Origin of the sequence: Halopiger xanaduensis SH-6, assembly GCF_000217715.1 — an archaeon.
Classification (GTDB): domain Archaea; phylum Halobacteriota; class Halobacteria; order Halobacteriales; family Natrialbaceae; genus Halopiger; species Halopiger xanaduensis.
In genome coordinates, this window is sequence record NC_015666.1 from 1592393 (window position 1) to 1615085 (window position 22693).

Consider the following 22693-nt stretch of genomic DNA (forward strand, 5'->3'; position numbering starts at 1 on the left):
GGCATTGGAAACGAAGCTGCTGCAATCAGTCCCGCTCCGCGTCCGCCAGCAGCTCCTCGGCTGTCACCAGCGCCTCCATCTCGACGCCGGCGTCCTCGACGTTCTCGCGGCCGCCCTCCTGCCGGTCGACCACGACCAGCGCGCGCTCGACGGTCGCGCCCGCCTCGCGCAGCGCCTCGATCGCGTCGACGAGGCTCGTCCCCGTCGTCACGATGTCCTCTAAAACGACGACCTCCTCGCCCTCCTCGAGGCGGCCCTCGATCAGGTTGGCCGTCCCGTAGTCCTTGCGCTGCTTGCGCGCGATGACGTAGGGCGCGTCGGCGGCGACGCTCGTGGCGGCCGCGAGCGGGACCGCGCCGAGGGCGACGCCGGCGAGTTTGTCGCCCGGTTCGATCCGCTCGGCGAAGGCGTCGGCGATGGCCTCGAGGCAGGTCGGGTCGGTCTCGAAGAGGTACTTGTCGACGTAGTACTCGCTGGTGCCGCCGTGGGAGAGTTCGAACTCGCCGAACTTGACGGCCTCCGCGTCGCGCAGGGCGTCGATGAGTTCCTGATTCGTCATTGCTCGGAGTGGCGTGCCCCGACGAAATAAGCGGTGTGGAACCGCGCCGACGGTAGTGCCACGACGGCGGCAGTCGATCTGCGAACTTCCGCGAAAGCCACATTTTACTCGCACAGCGGCGAGGTCTAGGTGATGACACCGCAACGCGCCGACGAACCGCATCCCGACGTGCAGCGATTCCTCGAGCGCTACGAGTCGATCGAGGCGCTGTCGTTCGACGAGGGCACCGTCGAGGACGCCAGGGGGATGTTCGAGAAACTGCGCAGCGGCGAGCCGGTCGTCGACCTCGAGTCCGTCGAGGACCGGGCGATCGAGGGCCCGCGCGGCGACGTTCCGATTCGGGTCTACGAACCGGGGACCGACGGCGAGGAGCGGCCGCTCGTGCTGTACTTCCACGGCGGCGGCTGGGTCGTCGGCAGCGTCGACACCCACGACGATACCTGCCGAAAGTTCGCCGACGAGACGGGGTATCCCGTGGTCAGCGTCGACTACGGACTCGCCCCCGAATATCCGTTCCCCGAGGGGCTGCTCGACTGCTACGCCGCCCTCGAGTGGGCCGCGGAGGCGGAGACGGCCGCCGAACTGCGCGCCGATCCCGACCGGCTCGTCCTCGCCGGCGACAGCGCCGGGGGCAATCTCGCCGCGGCGACCGCGCTGCTCGCCCGCGACCGCGGCGGACCCGACGTCGCGTACCAAGTACTGCTCTACCCCGTAACGGGAGATCCGCGGCCGACCGACGCCTTCGAAGAAAACGCGGAGGGCTACTTCCTCTCGGCCGCCGATTCGTCGTGGTTCGAGCGCCACTACTTCGCTCGCGACGTCGACCGGGGCAACGTCTACGCGCTGCCGCGGCGCGCGCACGACCTCTCGGACCTGCCGCCGGCGACGGTCGTCACCGCCGGCTTCGATCCGCTGCGAGACGACGGCGCCGCCTACGCCGAGCGCCTCGAGGAGGCGGGCGTCCCGGTCAGCTACCACAACTACGAGGACATGATCCACGGCTTCTTCGGCATGATCTCGGCGCCGGTCGACGTCGACGTGGCCCACGAGGCCTACGCGCGGGTCGCGGCGGATCTGGAATCGGCGCTCGAGTGAGCTGCCGAGCACGTCGAAAACCGAAAATCGCTCGAGTCGTCAGGGATCGGGCTGGGCCAGCAGGTTCGTTCTCCAGCCCGACTACCAGGGTTCGTTCTTCAGTCCGAGCTTGTACGCGATCACGTTCGTCGAGACGTGCAGGATCGGCGTGACGACGACGACGACCAGGATCACGTCCCACGTGAAGACGTCGCGGAACCAGTCGGTCGCGAGCAGCGCCGTCAGCGGCAGGGAGACGACCACGAAGTCGAGCTGGTCGAGTCCGGGGAACATCGCGCCGCGCTGGCGACCGGCTCGGCGCTTGAGAAAGGAGGCGAGGATGTCGCCGAGCATCGCCCCGGCGGCGAGGCCGAGCGCCGCGAGCGGCTCGAACGCGGGCACGTCGAAGCCGAGCGCGTCGCTGACGGCCGGTGCGAGGACGGTCAGGAGGGCCGCCAGCGCGAGCCCCGCGAGAATCCCCGTCGCCGTACCGCGCCAGGTCTTGCCGTCCCCGAGTACCCGTCTATCGCCCCACGTTCGACCGCCGTCGATCGGTCGTCCCCCGCCGGCTAGCACCGCGGCGTTGTTGGGAACGTAGGCCGGCAGCATCGCCCAGAAAGCGACGACGACAGTCTCGAGTAGCGTCATATCCGCGGGGACGAACCCCCGCGTCTTAATCGCCGGTGGTTTCTCGTCGCCGTCGCAGAGATCGTCGCGGCTCGGATCGCCCGCGAGCGACGGGCCGCGCTCGAGCGTAGCGCGGCCGCCGTCGGGACTGGTCCGTCGCACACACTTTCACGGACACCAAACACCTTACGTCCGGCCGTCGATGCCTCGAGTATGATTCCGCCCATCGCGGACCGGTTCGTCGCGGGCGAGTCCCCGGCGGAGGCCCTCGAGCACGTCCGCCGGCTCAACGGCCGCAACGTCAAGGCGATCGTCAACCTGCTGGGCGAACACTACGACGAGCGCCCGCCCGTTCGCTCGGACGCGGCGGAGTACCGAGCGCTGGCCGGCGACATCGCGGGCTCGAACCTCGATGGGTGCATTTCGGTCAAACCCACCCAGTTGGGACTCGACCTCGGCGAAGACGTGTTCCGCGAGGAACTGGCTGGCGTCGTCGAGGCCGCAGCGGACCACGGCGTCTTCGTCTGGATCGACATGGAGGACCACACGACGACCGACGCGACTCTCGACGCCTTCGAGGACCTCGCACGCGAGCACGAGGGAGGTGTGGGGGTCTGCGTCCAGGCCAATCTCAAGCGGACCCGCGACGACGTCGAGCGGCTCGCCGACGTCCCCGGAAAGGTCCGGTTCGTCAAGGGCGCGTACGACGAGCCGGCCGACATTGCCTACAGAGACGCCGAGCGCGTGAACCGCGAGTACGAGGCCTTGCTCGAGTACGCCTTCGCCCACTACGACGACGGGCCGACGATCGCGGTCGGGAGCCACGATCCGGCGATGATCGAGCGCGCGATCGACCTGCACGAGGAGTACGGCACCGACTGCGAGTTCCAGATGCTCATGGGCGTGCGCGAGGATGCCCAGTACGACCTCGCCGCCAACTACGAGGTCTGGCAGTACGTCCCCTACGGCCCGCGCTGGAAGTCCTACTTCTACCGGCGCGCGATGGAACGGACGGAGAACCTCCGGTTCGCCCTGCGGGCGATCCTCGGCCGCTAAAGGGAAGGGCTCATTAGCCCGTGGTGAGAGTCTCACGACATGGCTTCGTGGAAGCGGGACTTCGCGAGCGGGCTCATCGTCCTCGGCCCGATTCTCATTACCCTCTACGCTATTTACTGGCTCTACGGAATCGTCGCCGGCGTCACGCCCGGGATCATACTCAGGCCCGAAGCGCTCGAGCCGCTCGGGAACCCGCAAACTCGCGAACAGCTCGCGCAGTTCCTGCGCGTCGTCGTCGCGCTGACCGTCTTTACGATCCTCACCTTTTCCGTCGGCTACCTCATGCGGACCACCGTCGGCAGCCTCGTCGAACGGCTCGTCGACAACGTCGCGAACCGCGTCCCCGTGATGCGGGTCATCTACAACGCCTCGAAGATGGCCGCCGAAACCGCCTTCGGCGAGCAGGAATCGCTCCAGAAGCCGGTCAAACTCGAGGTGTGGGAGGGGCTCCGGATGACGGCGTTCAAGACGGGGAAAGTGACCGACGACGGGCGGGAGATCCTCTTTCTGCCGACGTCGCCGAACATCACGACGGGGTACGTCATCGAAGTCAAGCCCGACCGGATCACCGAGCTCGACGAGGACGTCGAGGACGCGCTGACGCGGGTCTTAAGCGCCGGGTTCGGCGACGCGGATCGCCAGCGAGGGATGGACGCGGGAGTCTCGATCGACGTGGTCGACGAGACGACGAATCCGAACAAGAACGCGGAAGCGTCGGACGACGACTGACGACTACCGACGGCGCTACCGCTCGTCCCGGCGTCGTCCCTGCGTCATGAACGCGAGCGCCGCGCCGAACAGCGCGCCGTTCTTGAGGAAGTGGGTGAGTTCCTGCTGCTTTGTCTCCGGATCGTCCTCGTTCCAGAAGTCGTGCATCACGGGCGTCGTCCCTGCGAGGAAGCCGGCGATCGCGGCTGCGCCAGCCGCCGGCCGACGCCACAGCGCGACGCCGAGCCCGCCGGCCAGCAGCGCGGAGCTGACCGCGGGCACCGACCGTTCGGGCGCCGGTGCGTCCTTGGCGTCGGCGTACTGAACCCGCTCCTCCAAGTTCCGGAGGTTGTCCACCGCGGTGAACGCGAGAATGCCGCCGAAGATGGCGCGGCCGAGGCGAAACAGCGGGTCTTCGGCGATCGAGTCGGCTTCGGACCCCTTCCGTGTGGTCGTGCTCGCTCGTGAGGCGGTTTCGGTTTCCGGTTCGGATCGCTCTCGAGAACGCGAGCGCGGTAGCTGGAGTAGTGATCGCATCACTCGAGAGACGGCGATCCGTCCGGTTAGCTTCCGGCGTGGCATTTGCGTGCCTGTAGGGGACGATAGCGTCTCGCTCGACGGCAAACAACGGTCGGCGTAGAAACAGACTTCGTCGAGGACACTCGAGCGGCCGACTAACGTCGTCCCCTGAAGCGAGTGAATCGGTTCAGACGTACTCGAACCACTCGTCGTACTCGTCGGTCTTACGCTCGACGACCTCGAAGAACGTCGACTGGATGTCCTCGGTGATCGGCCCGCGGGAGCCGTCGCCGACGACGACGTTGTCGACCTTCCGGATCGGCGTCACCTCGGCCGCGGAGCCGGTGAAGAACAGCTCGTCGGCCGTGTGAAGTTCGCCCCGCGAGATCGAGACGTTGTCGTGGACCGTGTAGCCCAGATCCTCGGCGAGTTCGATCACGGTGTCGCGGGTGATGCCGTCGAGGATCGACTCCGAGAGGCCGGGCGTGTAGATCTCGCCGTCGCGCACGAGAAAGAGGTTCTCGCCGGGGCCTTCGGCGACGTGGCCCTCCTTGTTGAGGACGATCGCCTCGGCGAAGCCGTTGCGCCGGGCCTCCTCGCCCGCGAGCATGCTGTTGACGTACAGTCCCGTCGTCTTCGCGTTCGTCGGAATCTGACTCGAGGCGTGCTTGCGCCACGAGGAGATCATCACTTCGATCCCGTTCTCTAAGGCGTCCTCGCCGAGGTAGGCGCCCCACGGCCAGACCGCGATGGCGGTCTTGGTCGGGCAGTCCTTCGGGCTCACGCCCAGCGAGTTGTAGCCGTAGAAGGCGATCGGCCGGATGTAACAGGACTCCAACTCCTGACGCTGGATGAGCTCCTTGGTCGCCTCGGTGAGCTCCTCCTTCGTAAAGTCGATGTCCATGTCGTAGGGCTTGGCGGACTGAAAGAGCCGCTCTAAGTGCTCCTCCCAGCGGAAGATCGCCGGCCCGTTTTCGGTGTCGTAGCAGCGCGCGCCCTCGAAGACCCCGCTCCCGTAGTGGAGGCCGTGGGTGAGCACGTGGACCTGCGCGTCGTCCCAGTCGACGAACTCGCCGTCCATCCAGATCGTGTCGACGTCCATCTCGTCGAATCCCATGATCGGGAGTGTTAGAAGCCATCGTACTAAGTGTTCGCGATTTGCGGAGCGTAATCCCCGTTCGCCGGGTGGCGACGCGAGGACGAAAGGTGATGGGAACGAGAACGAGGCTACGCGGACTCCGACCCGGACGCGTCCTCGAGCAGGTCGTCGATAAGCCGCGTGAACCGATCGACCAGCCGGTCGGGAACGGTCGGCTCCACTTCCGAAAGCAACTCGCCGGTCCGGTCGGGCGCGGCGAGTTCCAGCGTGACCCGGTTCCGGTCGTCGTACCGCTTTTCGACGATACCGCGCTCGACGAGCCGATCGAGGTGGTACTCGAGGGTGCTCCGGGCGATGTCGAGGGCGTCGGCGACCGCTCGGGGAGCGGCGGGTTCGTCGCCGATCAGGTAGACGACGATGTCGCGGCTCGTTTCGCGGCGGAACAGCGCCAGCGCGGCGCGCTCCCACTCGTCGTACTCCGGGGGATAGTAGTGGGTGCGGCCGTAGAACTCCTCGCGAACGAGGTCGTCCTCGTCGAGCAGCCGGCGGACGTGGTACTGGATCTGGCCCGGCGCGAACTCCGATTCGCGGACGAGTTCGTTGAAGTGGATTCCGGCGTTCGACTGGACGTGCGCTCGGATCGTACGTCGAGTATCGGTCATGGCGGTGATCGCGGCTCCGGTCGGTACTCGCGGGTAGCGATGCCGGACTGATAACGGGTTCCGCCCGTTCCCGGTATTTGAGAACGGGTCGTACGACGGGTATCGGTGATGGTATCGAACTACGGAAACGGGGCTGATTGAGACGCGGCCTGCGAGTGCAGCCGGCAAGCGGATCCGCCCGTTTCGGGCGGCGAGCGGCGCGATCCTGCTCGACCGAAGCACATACGTGACTCTCCCGCCGATGTAGGATAGCGGCGATGGACCCTACGAACTCCTTCGATGTCGGGTGGCTGGACCCGAAACTCGCGCCGGTGTTACTCGCCGTCATCGTCCTGGCGGTCGTCGGGACGACGATCCTCTTCGCGTGCGGCGTCGTCGCGTACTCGCGGCGACGGTCGCGCCGGTACCTGCTGATCACGGTCGTTCTCGGCTTGCTCGTCGCGCGGTCGATCACCGGGCTCGGGACGGTGTTCGGACTCGTTCCGATGACTGCCCACCACCTCGTCGAACACAGCTTCGACTTCGCGATCGCCGTGCTCGTTCTCTACGCGGTCTACCGGAGCGGCTCCGACGCCGATCGGAGCGCGTTCGAATCCGAAGGCGACTGACGCCGCCGCTTCCTCGCAGTCGCTCAGCCCAGCCGCTCGAGGACGTCCCGGCCCTCGAGGTAGGCGAAGTCGTGCCGGTTAGCGTAGGCGCGGGCGTCGGCCGGCGAGAGCGCCTCGCCGGTCTCGTCGTCTAGCATCTCGCAGACGACGACCGCGGGCGGGAGATCGGCGGCGTTCGCGAGTGCGATGCCGAGTTCGGTGTGACCCTCGCGCTGGGAGAGCAGGTCGGGCGCGGCCTTCAGGAGGTGGACGTGGCCGGGAACGCGGAACTGGTCGGCGAAGTCAGTGTCTGCGGGCGCGGCGGCGGCCTCGCCGAGCGCCCGGATCGTCGTCGAGCGGTCGTTGTCCGTGATGCCGGTGTAGGTGTCGCGGTGGTTGACCGTCAGCGAGAACGACGAGCGGTCGTCGTAGCCGAGCTCGTGAGCCTCGGCCGCGGGGTGGTCGACTTCCTCGCCGTAGAAGGGGAGATCGAACGCCTCGGCGACGTCGTGGCCCAGCGCGACGCAGACGAGGCCGCCGGCGTCGTTGCGCAGGCGCGCGACGGCCTCGGGCGTGACGGCGTCGGCGTGGTAGATCAGGTCCGTCTCGCCCTCGCGGTCGGCCGCGTCGTGGACGAGGATCGGCTCGCCGGCTCGCAGCGCCTCGAGCGCCTCGTCGACGCCGTCGGCGTCGGCGGTATCGGTCGCCGCGCCCGCAGTTCCGCCGTCAGCGGTCGCGTTCGCGTTTGCGTTCGCGTTCGACCGCGGACCCGCGTGTCGACCCGTCATTCGCGATCACCCACCGAGACGGTGACGTGATCGCCGTCCTCGAGCCCGAGTTCGTCGCGCAGCTTGTCCGGCGCGATGACCTCGAGCTGGTCCTCGTCGTGGTGGGTGCGCTCGGGGGCGATCGTGTGGGCGCCGTCGTAGGTGTCGCCATCGCTGGTACTGATCGTCGCGGGGTAGCAGACGGCGGGGCCGTAGGTCCGGTCGTCGTCCTCCCAGCCGTCGATCGGCACCGGTTCGAGCGAGGAGACGGCGCTGCGCCGGCGGACGCTGTCCTCGCGCAGGTCGACGTTCAGCGTGCCCGGGAACGGCTCGTAGCCGAGGCGTTCCTCGAATTGGCGGTTGTAGCCCGGCAGCGAGATATAGTGGCGACCTTCCCCCATGCCGCTGGTGACGGTCCCCTCGAGGTCGACTTCGGCGTCCGTCTCGAAGATGCGGCGGTAGTCCTCGTACTCCGCGTGGAGGGCGCGCTCACCGTCGTCGGTGATCGCGACCCACTGGCCGTCGCTGACGGTGTCGCGCTCGAGCAGGTCCGCGCTCTCCAGACGCTGCAGCCGCCGCGAGGCGGTCTGGTTCGACGCGTCGAGCCGCTCCGCGAGGCGGGCGCAGGAAATCTTGACGTCGCCCTCGAGCCCGCCCTCGAGGGCCAACAGCTTGAGAACCGCAAGTTCGTCGTGGCCGACGGCGGACTCCGTTGTCAGTGACATGACTCAACGTTAGCCCCGGCTCCCCAAAAGGATATCGAATATGGGATGCGTAACACAACTGTTACGTTGTTGTCGACGGTTCATTGCGTACTCCGAACCCGCAGGTGGAAAAGCCACCGGTTGTCCCGCCGCTTGCCGGTTTCCGTTGCGAGCGCGTCGGCTCCAGTTCGGCCAGCCTCCAGCACCTACAGTTCGGTCGCTACATACGCTTCGAGGGCGGCGACGCGCTCCGGATCGAAGGTCCAGAAGCCGTCCCAGATCCGCGGTTCGGTCTCGAGGCACAGCAACGCCGCGGGATCCGGGTCGGCTATCGGATCGGCGGGATCGTAGACGACGAACCAGCAGTTTCGATACTCACCGTCCGTGCCGGTGTGGGTCGCAACGTCGAGGTCGCGGACCGCGGCCGATTCGTCGGTCGGTGGAGTGCCGTACACGTGGACGTCGACGGCCGCGCGCTCGAGTTCCGCGTAGACCGCCAGCGTGCCGACCTCGTCGTCGAGCCGCGAGAGCCGCTGGAACGCCGCGCGGAGCGTGCCGCCGTCGGCGACGTGGGCGCGTTGCTCGATGTACCGCGAGAGCAAAATGAGGACCAGTTTCTCGTTGTGGGCGAGCGGATACCCCCGCAGACGCAGGCGAGTGTCCGCGAGGTTCGCGAGCACGTCGGGGAGCTCGATCTCGCCGAGCGCGCGCGCGCCGGTCGTAAAGAGGTCGGAGTTAATCGCGAGCAGCGACTCGTAGAGTTCGTCCATCGTGGAGGCCGCGACCGGCGTCTCGTTCTCGAGTAACACGACGACGGTGTCTTCTCCGGGATTCGCCTCGAGATCGAGCGCGGCGAGATCGGACGCTGCAACTGTCTCACCCGGTCCCCCTGACTCGATGTCGATCTGCGTCTCCGCGAACGTCTCCGCGAGCATCTCCTCGAGCGGCTCGGTCGCGTCGCCGACGACGGCCAGCGCGTGCTCCCTGGGCCCGACGGCGTCGAGAAACGATCGGAGACTCACTCGCGGTGGATTCCGCCGTTTCGTCCTTAAGTCTTCTCGCCGCTCCGACCATTCGGGGCTGTCCGCTTGCCGATCAGTATAACCGGAGCCAAATCGACTATGGTACTCGTCTGCGAACGCGGTGGCACATGGGGGACCCGACGGCGCCACGCGAACACATTGCGTTTCTCGTTCGGTCGGACGCGCGGATCGACATCCTGACGCGGCTGTTCGAGTCGGGGCCGGCAACGCAACGCGAACTGCGGACGGAACTGGACAGTTCGCGGTCGACGGTCGCCCGGTCGCTCTCCGCGCTCGAGGAGTGCGGCTGGGTCGAGCGCCACGCCGACGGCCACCGGCTGACGCCCGTCGGCACGCTCGTCGCCGAGGGGTTTCTGGACTTCGTCGAGACCCTCCGCGCGGCGGAGGACCTCTCGCCGTTCCTCGAGTGGTTTCCGCTCGCCGAGTACGACCTCGAGATCGACCAGCTCGAGGGCGCGGCGATCACCCCCTCGACGCCCGGCGACCCGTACAAACCGGGCCGCGCACAGACGGAGTTTATGCGGTCGACGAGCCGATTTCGCGCGTTTCTCCCGTCGACCGAACTCGAGGGGACCAAGCTCCTCCACGAACGGGTCACGAACGGCGACCTCGAGGCCGAACTGATCGTCTCTCCGGCGGTCGAACGGACGATCGAGTCGGCGTCGTTCGCCCCGCTGTACCGCGAGCAGCTACGGACCGATCGGATGGCGGTCTTCGTGTCCGACGAGCCGCTTCCGTTTTACCTCGGCATCGACGACGACTGGACGATTCAACTCGGCGTGGAGGACGACGAGGGGTTCCCGCGGGCCCTGCTGGAAACGGCCGAGCCGTCGGTCGCGGAGTGGGCGACCGAACTGTACCGGGAGTATCGGTCGAACGCTCGGCGCAAACCCTCCGCGGCGTTCGAAGACCGGCTTGCTGGCGATCGGTGATCACCGGTCGTTCGTCGTGCACGCCCTGCAACAGTCTCACCGGATAACATGATAAGCCCCTGCTGTAAACATCGGCCCGTCGATCGATCATGGGGGACGCCAATCGGCTACGTCGGGACGAACTACACAGAATCGCGGCGAACGAGCGGCGGCGAGCGATCGTCGCGACGATCCGCGACAGGGGGGCCGTCACCGTCGACGAACTGGTCGCGACGGTCGCCGAGCGCGAACCGCAGCCGACGACGTCAGGGTCGATCGATCGACGGACCGCGATCGAAGTCGAACTGCTGCACGTGCATATTCCGATGCTCCGTGCAGCGGGGGTGGTCGACTTCGATCCCACTCAGCGGAAGGTCACGCCCGGCAAGCACCTCGAGCGCGTCGACGAACTGCTGTCGGAAGAATACGCGCTGGCGTCTCCGTAATACTGCGGATTGATCGCGCTCGAGAGAACGCAGACGGAAGGCCGGGGGTAGGCCGGTCCGATCGATCAGTCGCTTGTCACCGGATCCCGCGCCCAGAAGTCGCTGTCTTTCTTCAGCTTGGGAACCCAGGTGTCCTCGGTCTTCGCGAGCAGGGCGACGCGGGACGGCGGCACGCCCTTGAGTTCGTCGAACTCGGGCATGTACTCCTGTACGTCCTCCGCGAACGCGACGACGTCCTCGTGGTCGGGCATCGACGACCGGTCGAGCCGCCCCTGCGAGTGGCCGACGTGCATGTACGCCTTCAGTTCGATGAAGTCGGGATCTGCCTGCTGGTAGAACCCCGCGTACCAGTCGGGGTGGTGCATGTTTTCGCCCTCGACCAGCGTCGTCCGCAGGACGGTCCGGGTTTCCTCTTTCTCCCGCAAGACGTCCATCGTCTCGAGGAGCCGGTCCCAGGCGTCGTCCTCGACGGCCTTGACCACCTGATCGAAGGTGTGGCGCTCGGGGGCGTCGACGCTGACGTAGAGTTGGGTCGGATCGCACTCTCGGAGGACGTCGGGGTTGGTGCCGTTCGAGACGAGGAAGGTCGTGATGTCGCGGTCGTGGAAGGCCTCGAGCAGTTCCGGGAGATAGGGGTAGAGCGTCGGTTCGCCGTCCAGCGAGATGGCGACGTGGCGCGGTTCCATGGCTTCCTCGAAGCGCTCGCGGGGGACCTCGTCGTTGCCGCCGAAGCCCGAGAGGAGCTTCTTCTGGAGTCGGATCGAGGCGTCGGCGACGGCCTCGGGGTCGTCCCACTCGACGTCGTCCAGTTCGTAGGCGTGGCCCCGGTGGTCGCGCCAGCAGAAGACGCAGCGCTCGTTGCACTTGACCACGGGCGTCATCTGGATGCAGCGGTGGGACTCGATCCCGTACCAGACGTTCTTGTAGCACCGACCCTCCCCGCGCAGGGCGTTCGCCGTCCAGCCGCAGGTCTGGGCGGCGGTGTGGTTCTCGCTGTGGTAGTCCGGCGAGTCGACCTGCTTCGGACCACTTTCGGAGTCGCTCATTGGAGCGGTCTAGAGAACCCAGGGCAATAATAACCGCGCTCGGACTCGCGGCGGTCGCCGCGGTCCGATTTCGCGAGCGTCGCTACCGACTCCGACGGCGGCTGCGCCGCGTCGAAATGTGCCTCTCCGATCGAGTCGGCGCCGTCACGGGTGACTACTGGTGCTGGTGGTTGTTGTTACTCTGCGCGAGATCGACGTCGCCGCTCCCGGGCCCGGTGCGGATGTCTGCGTCGTTATTTTGATCGACGTCTTGCTGCTGCTGACTCGGCGCGTGGTGCGATCCGTGCTGGTGCTGGTGGTTGTCGTTGTTCTGCTCGAGGTCGACGTCACCGCTTCCCGGACCGGTGTAGACGGTGGCATCGTTATCCTGATCGACGTCTTGCTGCTGCTGCTGACTCGGCGCGTGGTGTGACCCGTGCTGGTGCTGGTGGTTGTCGTTGTTCTGCTCGAGGTCGACGTCGCCGCTACCGGGGCCGGTGTAGACGGTGGCGTCGTTTTCCTGGTCGACGTCTTGCTGTTGGTGATTCGGAGCGTGGTGTGCGGCAGCGGCGGCGGCGAACCCGCCGACGAGCAGGCTGCCCGCGAGTGCCGCGGCCACCACGACTGTGAGCGCGCGTTTCATGGCTCCGTTCGAGCGTTGGACGTTCTGGCGAATAACTTCGTGGAATGTTAACACATCTATCGCCGTCAATCGAACGCTCCACGTATCGACTACGGCGGGTGCGAATCCTACACCCGGTGAAACGCAGAGGGCGGTGAAAAACGAAGGCGGGGTGAAACGTAGCCGAAGCGCAATCACGAGCGTGCGTTCGGTTCGTCGACGACTACAACGCGAGCGGCTCCGAGTGCTTTCGGTAGGACCGGTAGGTACGAGTCGCCCACTCTCGAATCGCCTCCCGGTCGGTCTCGACCAGCGCCTGCGGCACGCCGTCGTCGTCCTGAACGCCGATCTGGATCCGCTCCTCGCAGAGCCCGAGGTAGTATCGAATCTCGGACTCGGCGACGCGCATTCGGCAGTTCTCACAGCCGTGCATGTCCTCGAGCAGTTCCCGGTACTGCGGATCCGTTCGCAGCGTCGACTGGACGTCCGGGCTGTAGATAATCTCCTGGTGCGTGCCTCGCTCGAGAATAGATTCCCGAGCGACCGTCATCGCCGGCAAGCCGACCACGGGCAGCAAACAGCGAAACCGGTCGACGGTTTTCATCGCCTCGATGTGTCGGTTGACCGGCGCGTACGGGTTCGTCGACTCGGCGACGACGACCGTCGCGTCCGCGAGCGCGGTCACGTCGAACTCGAGTTCGTCTTCGGGGAACCAGCGGAGGAACGGCTGAATCGACTCGACGAACTCGACCGTCTCGAGCATCGTCTCGACCGCGTCGACGACGAGTTTCCCCGACGGCAGCAGCTCGTACTCCCGGACGTGATTGCGGATCCACGCTCGCTCCTCGAGGGCGTCGAGGTTGCGCGTCAGCGTCACCTGCGAGACGTCGAAGCGCTCCTTGAGCTCCGACTTGCGCAGCCGGTCGGCGTCGGACAGGTGTTTCAGTATCGCGACCCGAACGGGCGACTGCGTGAGGAAATTCACCACCTCGATGGCGTCCGTCTCGACGCGCTGGCTGTCACCCCCCATACCTCGGCCGTACAGCTATCGCCGTGTTCAATCTAGCTCTCCGCTTCTGAATCGAACTGGTTAGAACGAATACCGGCCGCACGCGCCGCGATCGGCGTCACGTACTATCTCGCCTGTAGCCGACCGGACGGATCCGTCTCCGATCGACGCACACCAGTTCGTTCCGCGAGAGGTCGGCGGACGGAACCGTCCAGCCGTACTGAAAACTCGGTCACTTCTGGTGGGGCAACTCGCCCGGCTCGGGCGGATCGTCGTCCTCGAGCATGACCTCCCGTTCGAACGTGTATATCACCGCGCCGGTGTTGGCCGTCATGATCGTCCCGGTCGTCGGCACCGACGCGAACAGGTACAGTCCGAGTCCGACCAGCACCGGGGCCGCTGCGATCGTCGCCCACAGCAGCGGGCGCCCCATCTCGACGTTCGTCGCGTCGCGGTAGACGTACCCGAACACGCCGACCGTCGCGAGGAGTCCGAGGACGGCGATCGGTGACTCGAGGAGCATACGTATACGTAATCGTTCGACTGCCGGAGCAAAAGGGTTCTGTCGCGGGGCCGACCCCGGTTGCGGTCCCTGTGGGATGGGAACACTTTTGGCGGTGATCGGTATGTATCCCGTCATGTTCGACGGCATCGGTTCTATCCGCGACGTCAACGGCGTCGGCAGTCCGAACGATATCCGCTACGGGATGGGCGCAGCGGCCGAACTCGAGGCCTACGCCGGCGAGGAGGGCATCGATTCGGCGCTGCTCGTGACCGACGAGGGCGTGCTCGAGGCCGGGGCGGCCGACCCGGTCGTCGACGCGCTCGAGGCGGCGGGGGTCGAGGTGGCGACCTACGGCGGCGTCACGCCGGAACCGAAACTCGCACTCGCTGAAGCGGCAGCCGAGGAAGTCGCGGCGGTCGACGCGGACGTCGTGATCGGCGTCGGCGGCGGCTCGAGTATGGACACCGCGAAGCTTGCGTCGGTACTGGTCGAATACGACGAGCCGGTCCGCGAGATGCTCGGCATGGGGAACGTCCCAGGTCCCGGCCGGCCGACGGTTCTGCTGCCGACGACCGCCGGCACCGGCAGCGAGGTGACCCACATCGGCGTCTTCGCGGATAAGGAAGACGGCGGGAACAAGAAGGTCGTCTACTCCGAACACCTCTTCGCTGATCTGGCGCTGGTCGATCCCGAACTGACCCGCTCGCTCCCGCCGCAGGTTGCGGCCGCGACCGGAATGGACGCGCTCACCCACGCCGTCGAGAGCTACGTCTCGACGCTGCGGACGCCCTACACCGACGCGCTCGCTCTCCATGCGATCGAACTGATCGGCGACAACCTCCGCGAGGCGGTCCACCAGGGCGAGCACAACGACGAGGCCCGTTACGCGATGAGCCTCGCCGCCACGCTGGCCGGCCAGGCGTTCGTCAACTCCGGGCTCGGCGCCGTCCACGCCCTCACCTACCCGCTCGGAACCGAGTGCGGGCTCGGCCACGGGCTGGCAAACGCCGTCCTGCTGCCACACGTGATGGAATACAACGTCCCCGCCGAACCCGATCGGTTCACCGAAATCGCGGGCCTGCTCGGCGTTCCCGAACGCGAGGACGAGTCGACGCTCGAGCGCGCTCACCGCGCCGTTGACGCCGTGAAAGCGCTGAACGACGATATCGGGATTCCGAACCAGATTCGCGAGGTCGGCGACGTCGACGAGTCGGAGTTCGATTCGTTCGCCGACATCGCGCTCGAGCACTCCCAGCACAATATCGACCGGAATCCGCGCCGGATGGAGAAGGAGGATATCGCCGACGTGTTCGAGGCGGGGTACTGAACGCGCTGCAACCGCCCAGACGACCGCCTGGGATCGGTCAGGACTCGGCGGTCGGTACAATCGGTATTTGACCTTCTAGAAGATACTCATCAAATCTATAATAACAATATCGTATGGAACGACGAGGGTTTCTCGGTCTCACCGCGGGGTTTTCGATTTCCGGATTCGGGGGCTGTCTAACTGGGAGGGGTCCGTCCGGCGGGGAAGACGAACCGGAGGACGCGGGAGAGCAGGACACGAACCCCGGCCGTGATCCGGACGAGGAAAACGAAACCGAGGTGCCGACATATGACTGCCCGCGAATCGGTCATCTCGAGGTCTACGTCGCGCCCGACGTGCCGGCGGAGAAACCGGTACTCGACGCCGAGAAGGACGGACTCACCGATTCAAAGTACCTCTCCGATGCGCTCACTGCGGCGAGCGAGGCGTACGAGCCGGGAATGGAAGACGAAATTGCCCCCTCGGAACGAACAGATCCCGATAATCGACTCGCGGGGATCGATAGCGAGGAGCTGGCGGCCTCGGATAACGTTACCGAGAAACTCGAGTACGGCGAGCCGACGTACGTCGAATACGAGGACGCGACGTATCTGCTTGTGTACGTCGAATCGGTGTGTTGATCCGCTGCGAACCGTCGGTTTCGCGAACCCGCTTCCTCGTTAGCGTGTTCGAAGCGGCGTACTGAGCGGGACCGGCGACCGAGTTCGCGACGAGCCGTCACTGGCCATTCTCCCGGACCGCGGACGGCGCCGGATACGACTGGTCGCGCGCGACGACCGTCTTTGGGACAAAACGGATGAGCCGGTAGTCGTCGGGACTCAGGTCCACGAAGCCGTCCGGCCACTCGGATCGCTCGTCGCCAAGATACTTCGTCAGCAGCCGCTGGGCTCGATCCGGATCGTACGGCTCAACCGAGGACGTCCCGCGCATCCCGATGTGCTCGACACGGCCGGTACGGCGGTCGAAGTCGACGATCGCAACTGCCGTCTCCGGCCGTCGATCCGCTCGCTCGAGGTACGAGCGATCCGTCCGGGCGATGATCCAGAGCGACTCGTCCTCCCACAGGAACCACAGTGGCGAGAGTCGCGGCCCGGCGTCGATCGCTTGCGCGAGATAACAGAACAGCGGTCGCTCGAGGACGCTCTCGAGGTCCGTCTCGAGCGTGTTCTCGATGATTTCCATGCGAGCACGATGGCCTCTAACTACTTATATACGAGACATGTCACGTGTCCTCGCGAGTGCCTCGAACTCGCTCGAGCACCGACAGCGTCCCGTCGGCGTGGACGTCCTCGAGCACCTCGTCGGCCGCCCGCTTGGCCGCCTCGTCGGCGTTTTTGACGGCGAAGCTCCGGCCGGCGACCTCGAACGTCGAGACGTCGTTGATCGAGTCGCCGACGGCGACCGCCTCGGCGAGGTCGAAGCCGACGTGCTCGGCGATCACCTCGAGGCCCTCGCCCTTGTTGGGGTCGGCGTCCTTGACGTGGTAGGCGTAGCCGGTGTCGATCACCTCGAGGCCGTAGTCGGCCGCAATTTCGCGCAGCGGCTCGACGGGCTGCTCCAAGTTGACCGCGATCTCGGTTTCCCGCCAGCGGTTGACGGTGTCCTCTCGGCCCCAGCCGAGGTCGTAGCCGGCGGCGCGGTACTCCTCGGCGACGGCCTGGGCGGCCTCGCGGTCGGCGGTGAAGAAGACGTCGTCGCCGGTGTAGACGACGCCGCCGTTCTCGGCGACGACGAGTTCCGGAACGCCGGCGAAGTGACAGAGTGCGACGGGATAGGGGAACGCCTTCCCCGTGGCGATCACGACCGGCGCGTCCCACTCGCGGATCGGATCGAAGACGCGCGGGTCGATGCCCCAGCCCTCGGGGCGGGTCAGCGTTCCGTCGATGTCGAGCACCAGCGGCGGATCGGCGGTCATACCCCCACGTCGGGGACCTGTCGCCTAAACGGTTACTCGCGGGAGCGGCGGTCGACCGCATCGCGGACCGCATTCTACGGGGTGTGTCTATGATCGTCACAGTACGGCTGCGTGTCGCTCACAGCGATACGTTCCGCTCGGCGGAGATATGGTTAGTTCCTAGCAATGTTCATTATCGCGCTGTCGAACCGAACACTCGTGACCCGAAACTCACGCAGATCGGTGCTGCGCAACGGTGCTGTGGCACTCACCGGAAGCGTCGCGATGGCCGGCTGCCTCGACGCGCTGTCCGGCGGAGCAGAACCGGAGACGGACGCCGAACTCGAGTCCGAGCCGGACGAGGACGCGATCACCGTCTGGCACGCGATGGGCGGCGGGAACGGCGAGACGATGGAGGAACTGGGCGATCAGTTCCAGGAGGCGACCGGCATCGACGTCGAGATGGTCTACCAGGGGAGCTACGAGGACACCCTGAACCAGTCGTTCGCAGGCATCGAGGCCGGGACGATGCCGGAGGTCGTCCAGATCGACAGCCTCCACGCCAAGCAGATCCTCGATACCGACGCGTTCCAGTCGGTCGAGGGCATCCTCCCCGACGACTACCCGGTCGACGACTTCCTCGATCCCGTGACGGACTTCTTTACCGTCGATGGCGAACTCTACTCGCTGCCCTTTAACAACTCGAACGCGATCCTCTACTACAACAAGGACGTCTTCGAGGAAGCCGGCCTCGATCCCGAATCGCCGCCCGAGACGCTCGACGAAGTCACGGAGTATTCTCGGTCGATCGTCGACTCCGGCGCGGCGGAGTACGGCATCACCTGGCCGAACCACGTCTGGTTCATCGAACACTGGTACGGGCTAGCCGGCCAGACGCTCGTCGACAACGAGAACGGCTGGGCGGACGATCCGACCACCGTCCACACCGAGACCGACGTCGGCGAGCAGCTCTGGTCGTGGTGGCGCGACATGGCCCAGGAGGACCTCTACACGAACCCCGGGATGGAGGCCTGGGGCGAGGCGACGGACCTCTTCTACGGCCAGAACGTCGGCATGCTGCTCACCTCGACGGCCTCCGTCGCCGGCGCGATCTCCCAGAGCGAGGAGCAGGGCTTCGAACTCGGCACCGGCTTCTACCCCGCCATCGACGGCCGCGAGGGCGTCGTCATCGGTGGCGCGTCGCTGTGGGTGCCCGAAGACATGTCGGACCAGCGCGCCGAGGAGGTCGGCCAGTTCCTCGAGTTCATGAGCCGACCCGAGAACCAGATCACCTGGCACAAGGAGACCGGCTACTACCCGGTCCGCGGCGATGCCGTCGACCAACTCGAGGAGGACGGCTGGTTCGAGGAGAGCCCCCACCACGGGACGGCCTTCGATCAGCTGCTGGCCAGCGAGCAGACGACCGCCACCAAGCGCATGCTCGTCGGCCCCGCGCGGCAGGTGGCCGTCCAGTTGCAGGAGGGCTCCGTCGAGATCTTCGAGGAACGGACCGACCTCGAAGACGGGCTCGCGGACATGAAGGAGGGAATCGAGGCCGAGATGGAGCGCTACGTCGAGGCCCGCGGCTCGTAACGATGGGGACGCGAGACACGAGAGAAATCTACGGCGGCTCCCTCGGCGTCGGCCGGTTCCTGCGCGATCGAGGCGTGCGGGGTACGATCGCGTACCTGCGCGAGCACGGCGTCCGCGGCGCCGTCGCGAACGCCCGCGAGGACGACCGCTCGCTGCTGGGCGAACTGCGGGGCATCTCCGTCGCGTACTTCCTGCTGGCCCCGACGCTGCTCGTCTCGGCGGTGTTCCTCTACTACCCGGCGCTCGAGGCGCTGGAGCTGAGCTTCCACCAGACGCTGTTTTTCGGCGGCCAGCGGACGTGGGTCGGGCTCGGCAACTACGAGACGCTGCTGTCTTCGTCGTCGTACCACCGGAGCGTCGCGATTACGGTCGCATTCGCGGCGGCGGTCGTCGTCGGCGTGATGACGCTCTCGCTGGTCGTCTCGTTCCTGCTGTACGAGGTCGACTGGGGCCAGTCGGGCTACCTGATCGCCGCGATCTGGCCCTACGCGCTGCCGCCCGCGGTCGCCGGCATCGTCTTCCTGTTCCTGATCCACCCTTCGATCGGGACGCTGACGGCGGTTCTCGAGGGGTACACAGGACTCGAGGTCGACTGGTTCAGCGACGGCCGACAGGCGTTCGTCGTGGTCGCGGTCGCGGCGATCTGGAAGCAACTCGGCTACAACGTCATCTTCACCGTCGCGGCGCTGAACAACGTGCCCGAGACGCTCCGGGAGGCCGCCGAACTCGACGGGATCGGGCGCTGGACCCGTCTGGTCCGGATCTACGTCCCGCTGATCTCGCCGACTCTCCTCTTTCTGGTCGTGATGAACACGATCTACGCGTTCTTCGGAACGTTCGCCTTCATCGACCTGATGACCCAGGGCGGCCCCGGTGGCGCGACCAACGTCATGATCTTCGACCTCTACCGCAACGCCTTCGAGTTCAACAACCACGGCCTCGCGTCGGCCCAGTCGGTCGTCCTGTTCGCCGTCGTGAGCGTCCTGATGTACGCACAGCTTCGCTTCTCGGACGAACGCGTGCACTACGGAGCCTAACACCATGTCGCGACACTCGAATACCAATACGAACGCGGCCGCACAGTCGGCGAGCGAGTCGAGACGGCTCCCCGTCGCCCTCGAGCGCGGGCTGCCCGCCCTCGACGGCGCGACGCTGCGAGCCCACGCCGGCCTGCTACTCGCGGTCTCGCTGATGGCGCTGCCGCTGGTGATCGCGGCCCTGATCAGCTTCGGCACGCGGGCGACGTTCACCAGCTTTTCGGAGCTGTCGCTCGAGACGGCGGCGCAGAATTACCGCGACGTGCTGTTCCGCTACGACATGGGCCAGTACATGCTGAACTCGCTGATCATGTCCGTTATCGTCGTGATCGGCAAGTTGGCCGTCTCCCTGCTGGCGGCGCTGGCGATCGTCTACTACCGGTTCCCGTTCAAGAACGCGGTCTTCGCGGTCGTCCTACTGACGCTGATGCTGCCGGTGCCGGTCCGGATCGTCCCGCTGTTCCAACTGGCGGCCGATCTCGGCTGGGCGAACTCCTTCGCGGCGCTGACGATTCCCTACCTCGCGAGCGCGACGACCGTCTTCCTGCTGCGACAGCACTTCCTGTCGATTCCGGCCTCGCTCGTCGAGTCGGCGAAGCTCGACGGCGTCGGCCCGCTTCGATTCCTGGCGTTCGTGCTGATTCCGATGTCGAAGGGCATGATCGCCGGCGTTTCCGTGATCATGTTCATCTACTCGTGGAACCAGTACCTCTGGCCGCTGCTGATCGTCGACGACCAGTCGATGCAGGTCGCGCAGGTCGGCATCCGCCTCCTGCAGGGGGTCGTCGAGTCCGGCGAGATCGCCTGGCCGCTGCTGATGGCCGGCTCGATCGTCACGCTGTTACCGCCGTTGCTCGTCCTGATCGTCTTCCGAAAACCGCTGCTCGAGACCTTCGGGGTGCAATAACTATGGCATCGATCGAACTCGCGGACCTGACGAAACGCTTCGACGACGTCACCGCCGTCGACGGGATCGACCTCGAGGTGCGCGACGGGGAGTTCCTCGTCGTCGTCGGTCCCTCCGGCTGCGGTAAGTCGACGACGCTGCGGTGTATCGCCGGCCTCGAGTCGCCGACCGATGGACGGATCCGGATCGGCGACGAGGACGTGACCGCACAGGAACCTCACGAGCGGGACATCGCGATGGTGTTCCAGAACTACGCGCTGTACCCGCACATGACCGCCGAGCGGAACATGACCTTCGGGATGCAATCGGCGACCGACTTCTCGAGCGAGGAGATCGACCAGCGGGTTGCGGAGGCGGCCGAGACGCTCGACATCGCGGACCTGCTGGACCGAACGCCGTCGGCGCTGTCCGGCGGCGAACAACAGCGGGTCGCGCTCGGCCGCGCCATCGTCCGCGATCCAGCCGTCTTCCTGATGGACGAACCGCTCAGCAACCTCGACGCGAAACTGCGCGTCCAGATGCGGACCGAACTGTCGCGGCTCCACGAGGAGCTGGGGACGACGACCGTCTACGTCACCCACGACCAGACCGAGGCGATGACGCTCGGGGATCGGGTCGTCGTCATGAACGACGGGCGAATCCAGCAGGTCGATACGCCCCAGCGGCTCTACGACTACCCGTCGAACCGGTTCGTCGCCGAGTTCATCGGCGACCCCGCGATGAACATGCTCGAGGTGACCGTCGAGGACGGACCGTCCGGCCCGATCGTCCGCCACGAGGCGTTTACGATCGAGGTGCCGGACGCGCCGGAACTCGAGGGGTTGGACGGCGACAGGGCCGTCCTCGGCTTCCGGCCGGAGGACGCCTCGCTCGCGGATCGCGACGCGGCGGCAGGCGGCGGTGCCGATGCTCCGGACCGACGGCAGACGGGACGCGGCGACCCCGAGCGGACGACCGGACCGATCGAGGCGACGGTGCAGGTGACCGAACCGCTCGGGGACACGTTGCTGTGTTACTGCCGGGCCGGCGAGGACGAGTTCAAAGTCCAGACCGCACCACGGACCGGTCGCGCCGCGGGCGACGGCGTCACGCTCACGCTCGACGCCGATCGGCTCCACCTGTTCGATCCCGAGACCGGCGAGGCGATCTACCACTCCGACGCCGACCGCGAGCGCCGCGCGGCCACGCCTGAACCGTGACGTCGATGCGGCTCCGATCGCACCTGTCGCGCCGGCGGCTGTTGGCCGGCGGCGTCGTCGGCAGCGCCTCGCTGCTGTTCGCTACCGGCGTCCGTGTCCGCTCGGTCGACGTCATCGCCCACCGCGGCTTCGCCGCCGAACGCCCCGAGAACACCCTCGAGGCCGTCCGCTACGCCATCCCGCGGGCCGACGGCATCGAGGTAGACGTCCGCCGCTGCGGCTCCGGCGAACTCGTCTGCGTCCACGACGAGACGCTCGAGCGACTCACCGACGGCGCGGTGACCGACAGGGTCGGACGGCTCGACTGGGAGCGGCTGCAGACCGTGTCGATCGGCTCGTCGGACGCTCGCGTCCCTCAGCTCGCGGACGTGCTCGAGGCGGTTCCGCCCGACGTGCGGCTGAACATCGAGCTGAAAGAGCGCGGGCTCGCGCCGGACCTGCTAGGGCTCCTCGAGGAGTTCGACGGCAGGGCGCTCGTCTCGTCGTTCGACCCGACCGCGCTGTGGCAGGTGCAGTCGCTGACCGACGGCGTGGCGCTCGCGTACATCTTCGGCGACGACCCCGACCGGGGGCTCGAACGGGCTGCGGATCTCGAATGTGCCGCCGTTCACCCGTCGGCCGGATTGTGTCGCGAGACGGAAATCGTCGACCGCGCGCACGATCGAGGGTTCGCGGTGAACGCGTGGACGGTCGATTCGGGCCTCGAGACGGCGCGGCTGGCGCTTACCGGTGTCGACGGCGTCTTTTCGGACGTGTCGTTGCCGGGCCTCTGACGTGCGGTTCGTGAGAGCAGCGGCCCGGTTTCGAGGTCAC

At 66.7% G+C, this 22693-nt stretch carries 27 protein-coding genes; 13 read left to right on the forward strand and 14 right to left on the reverse strand.

The features are described 5' to 3' along the window. Nucleotides 1-25: 25 nt before the first annotated feature. The gene (gene pyrE, locus HALXA_RS07850) at nt 26-559 is read right to left on the reverse strand and encodes an orotate phosphoribosyltransferase (protein WP_013879791.1); all 534 of its coding nucleotides are present in this window, start codon (nt 557-559) and stop codon (nt 26-28) included. Nucleotides 560-691: 132 nt separating this feature from the next. Here pyrE and HALXA_RS07855 point away from each other — a divergent pair, with 132 nt between their 5' ends. Next, complete coding sequence (locus HALXA_RS07855; RefSeq protein ID WP_013879792.1) at nt 692-1654, forward strand: alpha/beta hydrolase; 963 nt, start codon at nt 692-694, stop codon at nt 1652-1654. Nucleotides 1655-1735: 81 nt separating this feature from the next. Here HALXA_RS07855 and HALXA_RS07860 read toward each other — a convergent pair whose 3' ends face one another. Then, nucleotides 1736-2281, reverse strand: coding sequence for a CDP-2,3-bis-(O-geranylgeranyl)-sn-glycerol synthase (locus HALXA_RS07860; protein WP_049895430.1), 546 nt, complete (start codon nt 2279-2281; stop codon nt 1736-1738). A 192-nt stretch (nt 2282-2473) separates the two neighbouring features. Between HALXA_RS07860 and HALXA_RS07865 the strand changes: the two genes are divergently transcribed. After that, nucleotides 2474-3316 carry a proline dehydrogenase family protein gene (locus HALXA_RS07865; RefSeq protein WP_013879794.1) on the forward strand — a complete coding sequence of 281 codons (843 nt, stop codon included), beginning with the start codon at nt 2474-2476 and terminating at the stop codon, nt 3314-3316. A gap of 39 nt (nt 3317-3355) precedes the next feature. After that, nucleotides 3356-4045 carry a DUF502 domain-containing protein gene (locus tag HALXA_RS07870; protein ID WP_013879795.1) on the forward strand — a complete coding sequence of 230 codons (690 nt, stop codon included), beginning with the start codon at nt 3356-3358 and terminating at the stop codon, nt 4043-4045. A gap of 15 nt (nt 4046-4060) precedes the next feature. On the opposite strand, the gene HALXA_RS07875 is transcribed toward HALXA_RS07870, so the two are convergent. The 3 genes from HALXA_RS07875 to HALXA_RS07885 all read right to left on the reverse strand — a co-directional run bounded on the left by HALXA_RS07875 (nt 4061) and on the right by HALXA_RS07885 (nt 6304). Beyond that, nucleotides 4061-4561, reverse strand: coding sequence for a DoxX family membrane protein (locus HALXA_RS07875; RefSeq protein WP_013879796.1), 501 nt, complete (start codon nt 4559-4561; stop codon nt 4061-4063). Between the two features lie 169 nt (nt 4562-4730). Further along, nucleotides 4731-5660 carry a branched-chain amino acid transaminase gene (locus HALXA_RS07880; protein WP_013879797.1) on the reverse strand — a complete coding sequence of 310 codons (930 nt, stop codon included), beginning with the start codon at nt 5658-5660 and terminating at the stop codon, nt 4731-4733. Nucleotides 5661-5770: 110 nt separating this feature from the next. After that, on the reverse strand, nt 5771-6304 hold the full coding sequence (locus HALXA_RS07885; RefSeq protein ID WP_013879798.1) for a winged helix-turn-helix transcriptional regulator: 534 nt from the start codon (nt 6302-6304) through the stop codon (nt 5771-5773). Between the two features lie 257 nt (nt 6305-6561). On the opposite strand from HALXA_RS07885, the gene HALXA_RS07890 reads away from it, so the two are divergent. Further along, nucleotides 6562-6912 carry a DUF7471 family protein gene (locus tag HALXA_RS07890; protein WP_013879799.1) on the forward strand — a complete coding sequence of 117 codons (351 nt, stop codon included), beginning with the start codon at nt 6562-6564 and terminating at the stop codon, nt 6910-6912. A gap of 23 nt (nt 6913-6935) precedes the next feature. Here the strand turns inward: HALXA_RS07890 and ribB are convergent, their stop codons facing one another. The 3 genes from ribB to HALXA_RS07905 form a co-directional block, all read right to left on the reverse strand. After that, nucleotides 6936-7679 (reverse strand): 3,4-dihydroxy-2-butanone-4-phosphate synthase, encoded by a 744-nt coding sequence (gene ribB, locus HALXA_RS07895; RefSeq protein WP_013879800.1) that lies wholly within the window; start codon nt 7677-7679, stop codon nt 6936-6938. Next, nucleotides 7676-8383, reverse strand: coding sequence for a DUF120 domain-containing protein (locus tag HALXA_RS07900; RefSeq protein WP_013879801.1), 708 nt, complete (start codon nt 8381-8383; stop codon nt 7676-7678). The genes ribB and HALXA_RS07900 overlap by 4 nt, the downstream gene beginning before the upstream one ends. A gap of 185 nt (nt 8384-8568) precedes the next feature. Next, complete coding sequence (locus tag HALXA_RS07905) at nt 8569-9384, reverse strand: histidine kinase (RefSeq protein WP_013879802.1); 816 nt, start codon at nt 9382-9384, stop codon at nt 8569-8571. A gap of 128 nt (nt 9385-9512) precedes the next feature. On the opposite strand from HALXA_RS07905, the gene HALXA_RS07910 reads away from it, so the two are divergent. Both HALXA_RS07910 and HALXA_RS07915 read left to right on the forward strand, forming a co-directional pair. Then, a complete protein-coding gene (locus HALXA_RS07910) occupies nt 9513-10337 on the forward strand; it encodes a helix-turn-helix transcriptional regulator (RefSeq protein WP_013879803.1) in 825 nt (274 codons plus the stop codon). Nucleotides 10338-10426: 89 nt separating this feature from the next. Beyond that, nucleotides 10427-10762: a DUF7344 domain-containing protein gene (locus HALXA_RS07915; RefSeq protein ID WP_013879804.1), complete on the forward strand. Its 336-nt coding sequence runs from the start codon at nt 10427-10429 to the stop codon at nt 10760-10762. Nucleotides 10763-10827: 65 nt separating this feature from the next. On the opposite strand, the gene twy1 is transcribed toward HALXA_RS07915, so the two are convergent. From twy1 to HALXA_RS07935, 4 genes are all read right to left on the reverse strand, one after another. Then, nucleotides 10828-11808 (reverse strand): 4-demethylwyosine synthase TYW1, encoded by a 981-nt coding sequence (gene twy1, locus HALXA_RS07920; RefSeq protein ID WP_013879805.1) that lies wholly within the window; start codon nt 11806-11808, stop codon nt 10828-10830. Nucleotides 11809-11962: 154 nt separating this feature from the next. Then, a complete protein-coding gene (locus HALXA_RS07925; RefSeq protein ID WP_013879806.1) occupies nt 11963-12430 on the reverse strand; it encodes a hypothetical protein in 468 nt (155 codons plus the stop codon). A gap of 202 nt (nt 12431-12632) precedes the next feature. Then, the gene (locus HALXA_RS07930; protein WP_013879807.1) at nt 12633-13439 is read right to left on the reverse strand and encodes a helix-turn-helix transcriptional regulator; all 807 of its coding nucleotides are present in this window, start codon (nt 13437-13439) and stop codon (nt 12633-12635) included. A 211-nt stretch (nt 13440-13650) separates the two neighbouring features. Further along, nucleotides 13651-13941, reverse strand: a complete 291-nt coding sequence (locus tag HALXA_RS07935) for a hypothetical protein (RefSeq protein ID WP_013879808.1) — start codon at nt 13939-13941, stop codon at nt 13651-13653. Between the two features lie 115 nt (nt 13942-14056). On the opposite strand from HALXA_RS07935, the gene HALXA_RS07940 reads away from it, so the two are divergent. After that, on the forward strand, nt 14057-15250 hold the full coding sequence (locus HALXA_RS07940; RefSeq protein ID WP_013879809.1) for an iron-containing alcohol dehydrogenase: 1194 nt from the start codon (nt 14057-14059) through the stop codon (nt 15248-15250). 113 nt (nt 15251-15363) lie between these two features. Next, complete coding sequence (locus tag HALXA_RS07945; RefSeq protein ID WP_013879810.1) at nt 15364-15870, forward strand: hypothetical protein; 507 nt, start codon at nt 15364-15366, stop codon at nt 15868-15870. 97 nt (nt 15871-15967) lie between these two features. Here the strand turns inward: HALXA_RS07945 and HALXA_RS07950 are convergent, their stop codons facing one another. Continuing rightward, the gene (locus tag HALXA_RS07950; protein ID WP_013879811.1) at nt 15968-16432 is read right to left on the reverse strand and encodes a pyridoxamine 5'-phosphate oxidase; all 465 of its coding nucleotides are present in this window, start codon (nt 16430-16432) and stop codon (nt 15968-15970) included. Between the two features lie 40 nt (nt 16433-16472). Continuing rightward, the gene (locus tag HALXA_RS07955) at nt 16473-17165 is read right to left on the reverse strand and encodes an HAD-IIB family hydrolase (RefSeq protein WP_013879812.1); all 693 of its coding nucleotides are present in this window, start codon (nt 17163-17165) and stop codon (nt 16473-16475) included. Nucleotides 17166-17531: 366 nt separating this feature from the next. On the opposite strand from HALXA_RS07955, the gene HALXA_RS07960 reads away from it, so the two are divergent. From HALXA_RS07960 to HALXA_RS07980, 5 genes are read left to right on the forward strand one after another with little or no spacing between them, the layout of a single operon-like run. After that, the gene (locus tag HALXA_RS07960; RefSeq protein WP_049895431.1) at nt 17532-18737 is read left to right on the forward strand and encodes an ABC transporter substrate-binding protein; all 1206 of its coding nucleotides are present in this window, start codon (nt 17532-17534) and stop codon (nt 18735-18737) included. A gap of 2 nt (nt 18738-18739) precedes the next feature. Further along, nucleotides 18740-19774 (forward strand): carbohydrate ABC transporter permease, encoded by a 1035-nt coding sequence (locus HALXA_RS07965; RefSeq protein ID WP_013879814.1) that lies wholly within the window; start codon nt 18740-18742, stop codon nt 19772-19774. 4 nt (nt 19775-19778) lie between these two features. Further along, entirely contained in the window at nt 19779-20681 is a 903-nt protein-coding gene (locus HALXA_RS07970) for a carbohydrate ABC transporter permease (RefSeq protein ID WP_013879815.1), read from the forward strand. 2 nt (nt 20682-20683) lie between these two features. Further along, nucleotides 20684-21880 carry an ABC transporter ATP-binding protein gene (locus HALXA_RS07975; RefSeq protein ID WP_013879816.1) on the forward strand — a complete coding sequence of 399 codons (1197 nt, stop codon included), beginning with the start codon at nt 20684-20686 and terminating at the stop codon, nt 21878-21880. 5 nt (nt 21881-21885) lie between these two features. Beyond that, nucleotides 21886-22653 (forward strand): glycerophosphodiester phosphodiesterase, encoded by a 768-nt coding sequence (locus HALXA_RS07980; RefSeq protein WP_013879817.1) that lies wholly within the window; start codon nt 21886-21888, stop codon nt 22651-22653. Nucleotides 22654-22693 lie beyond the last annotated feature (40 nt).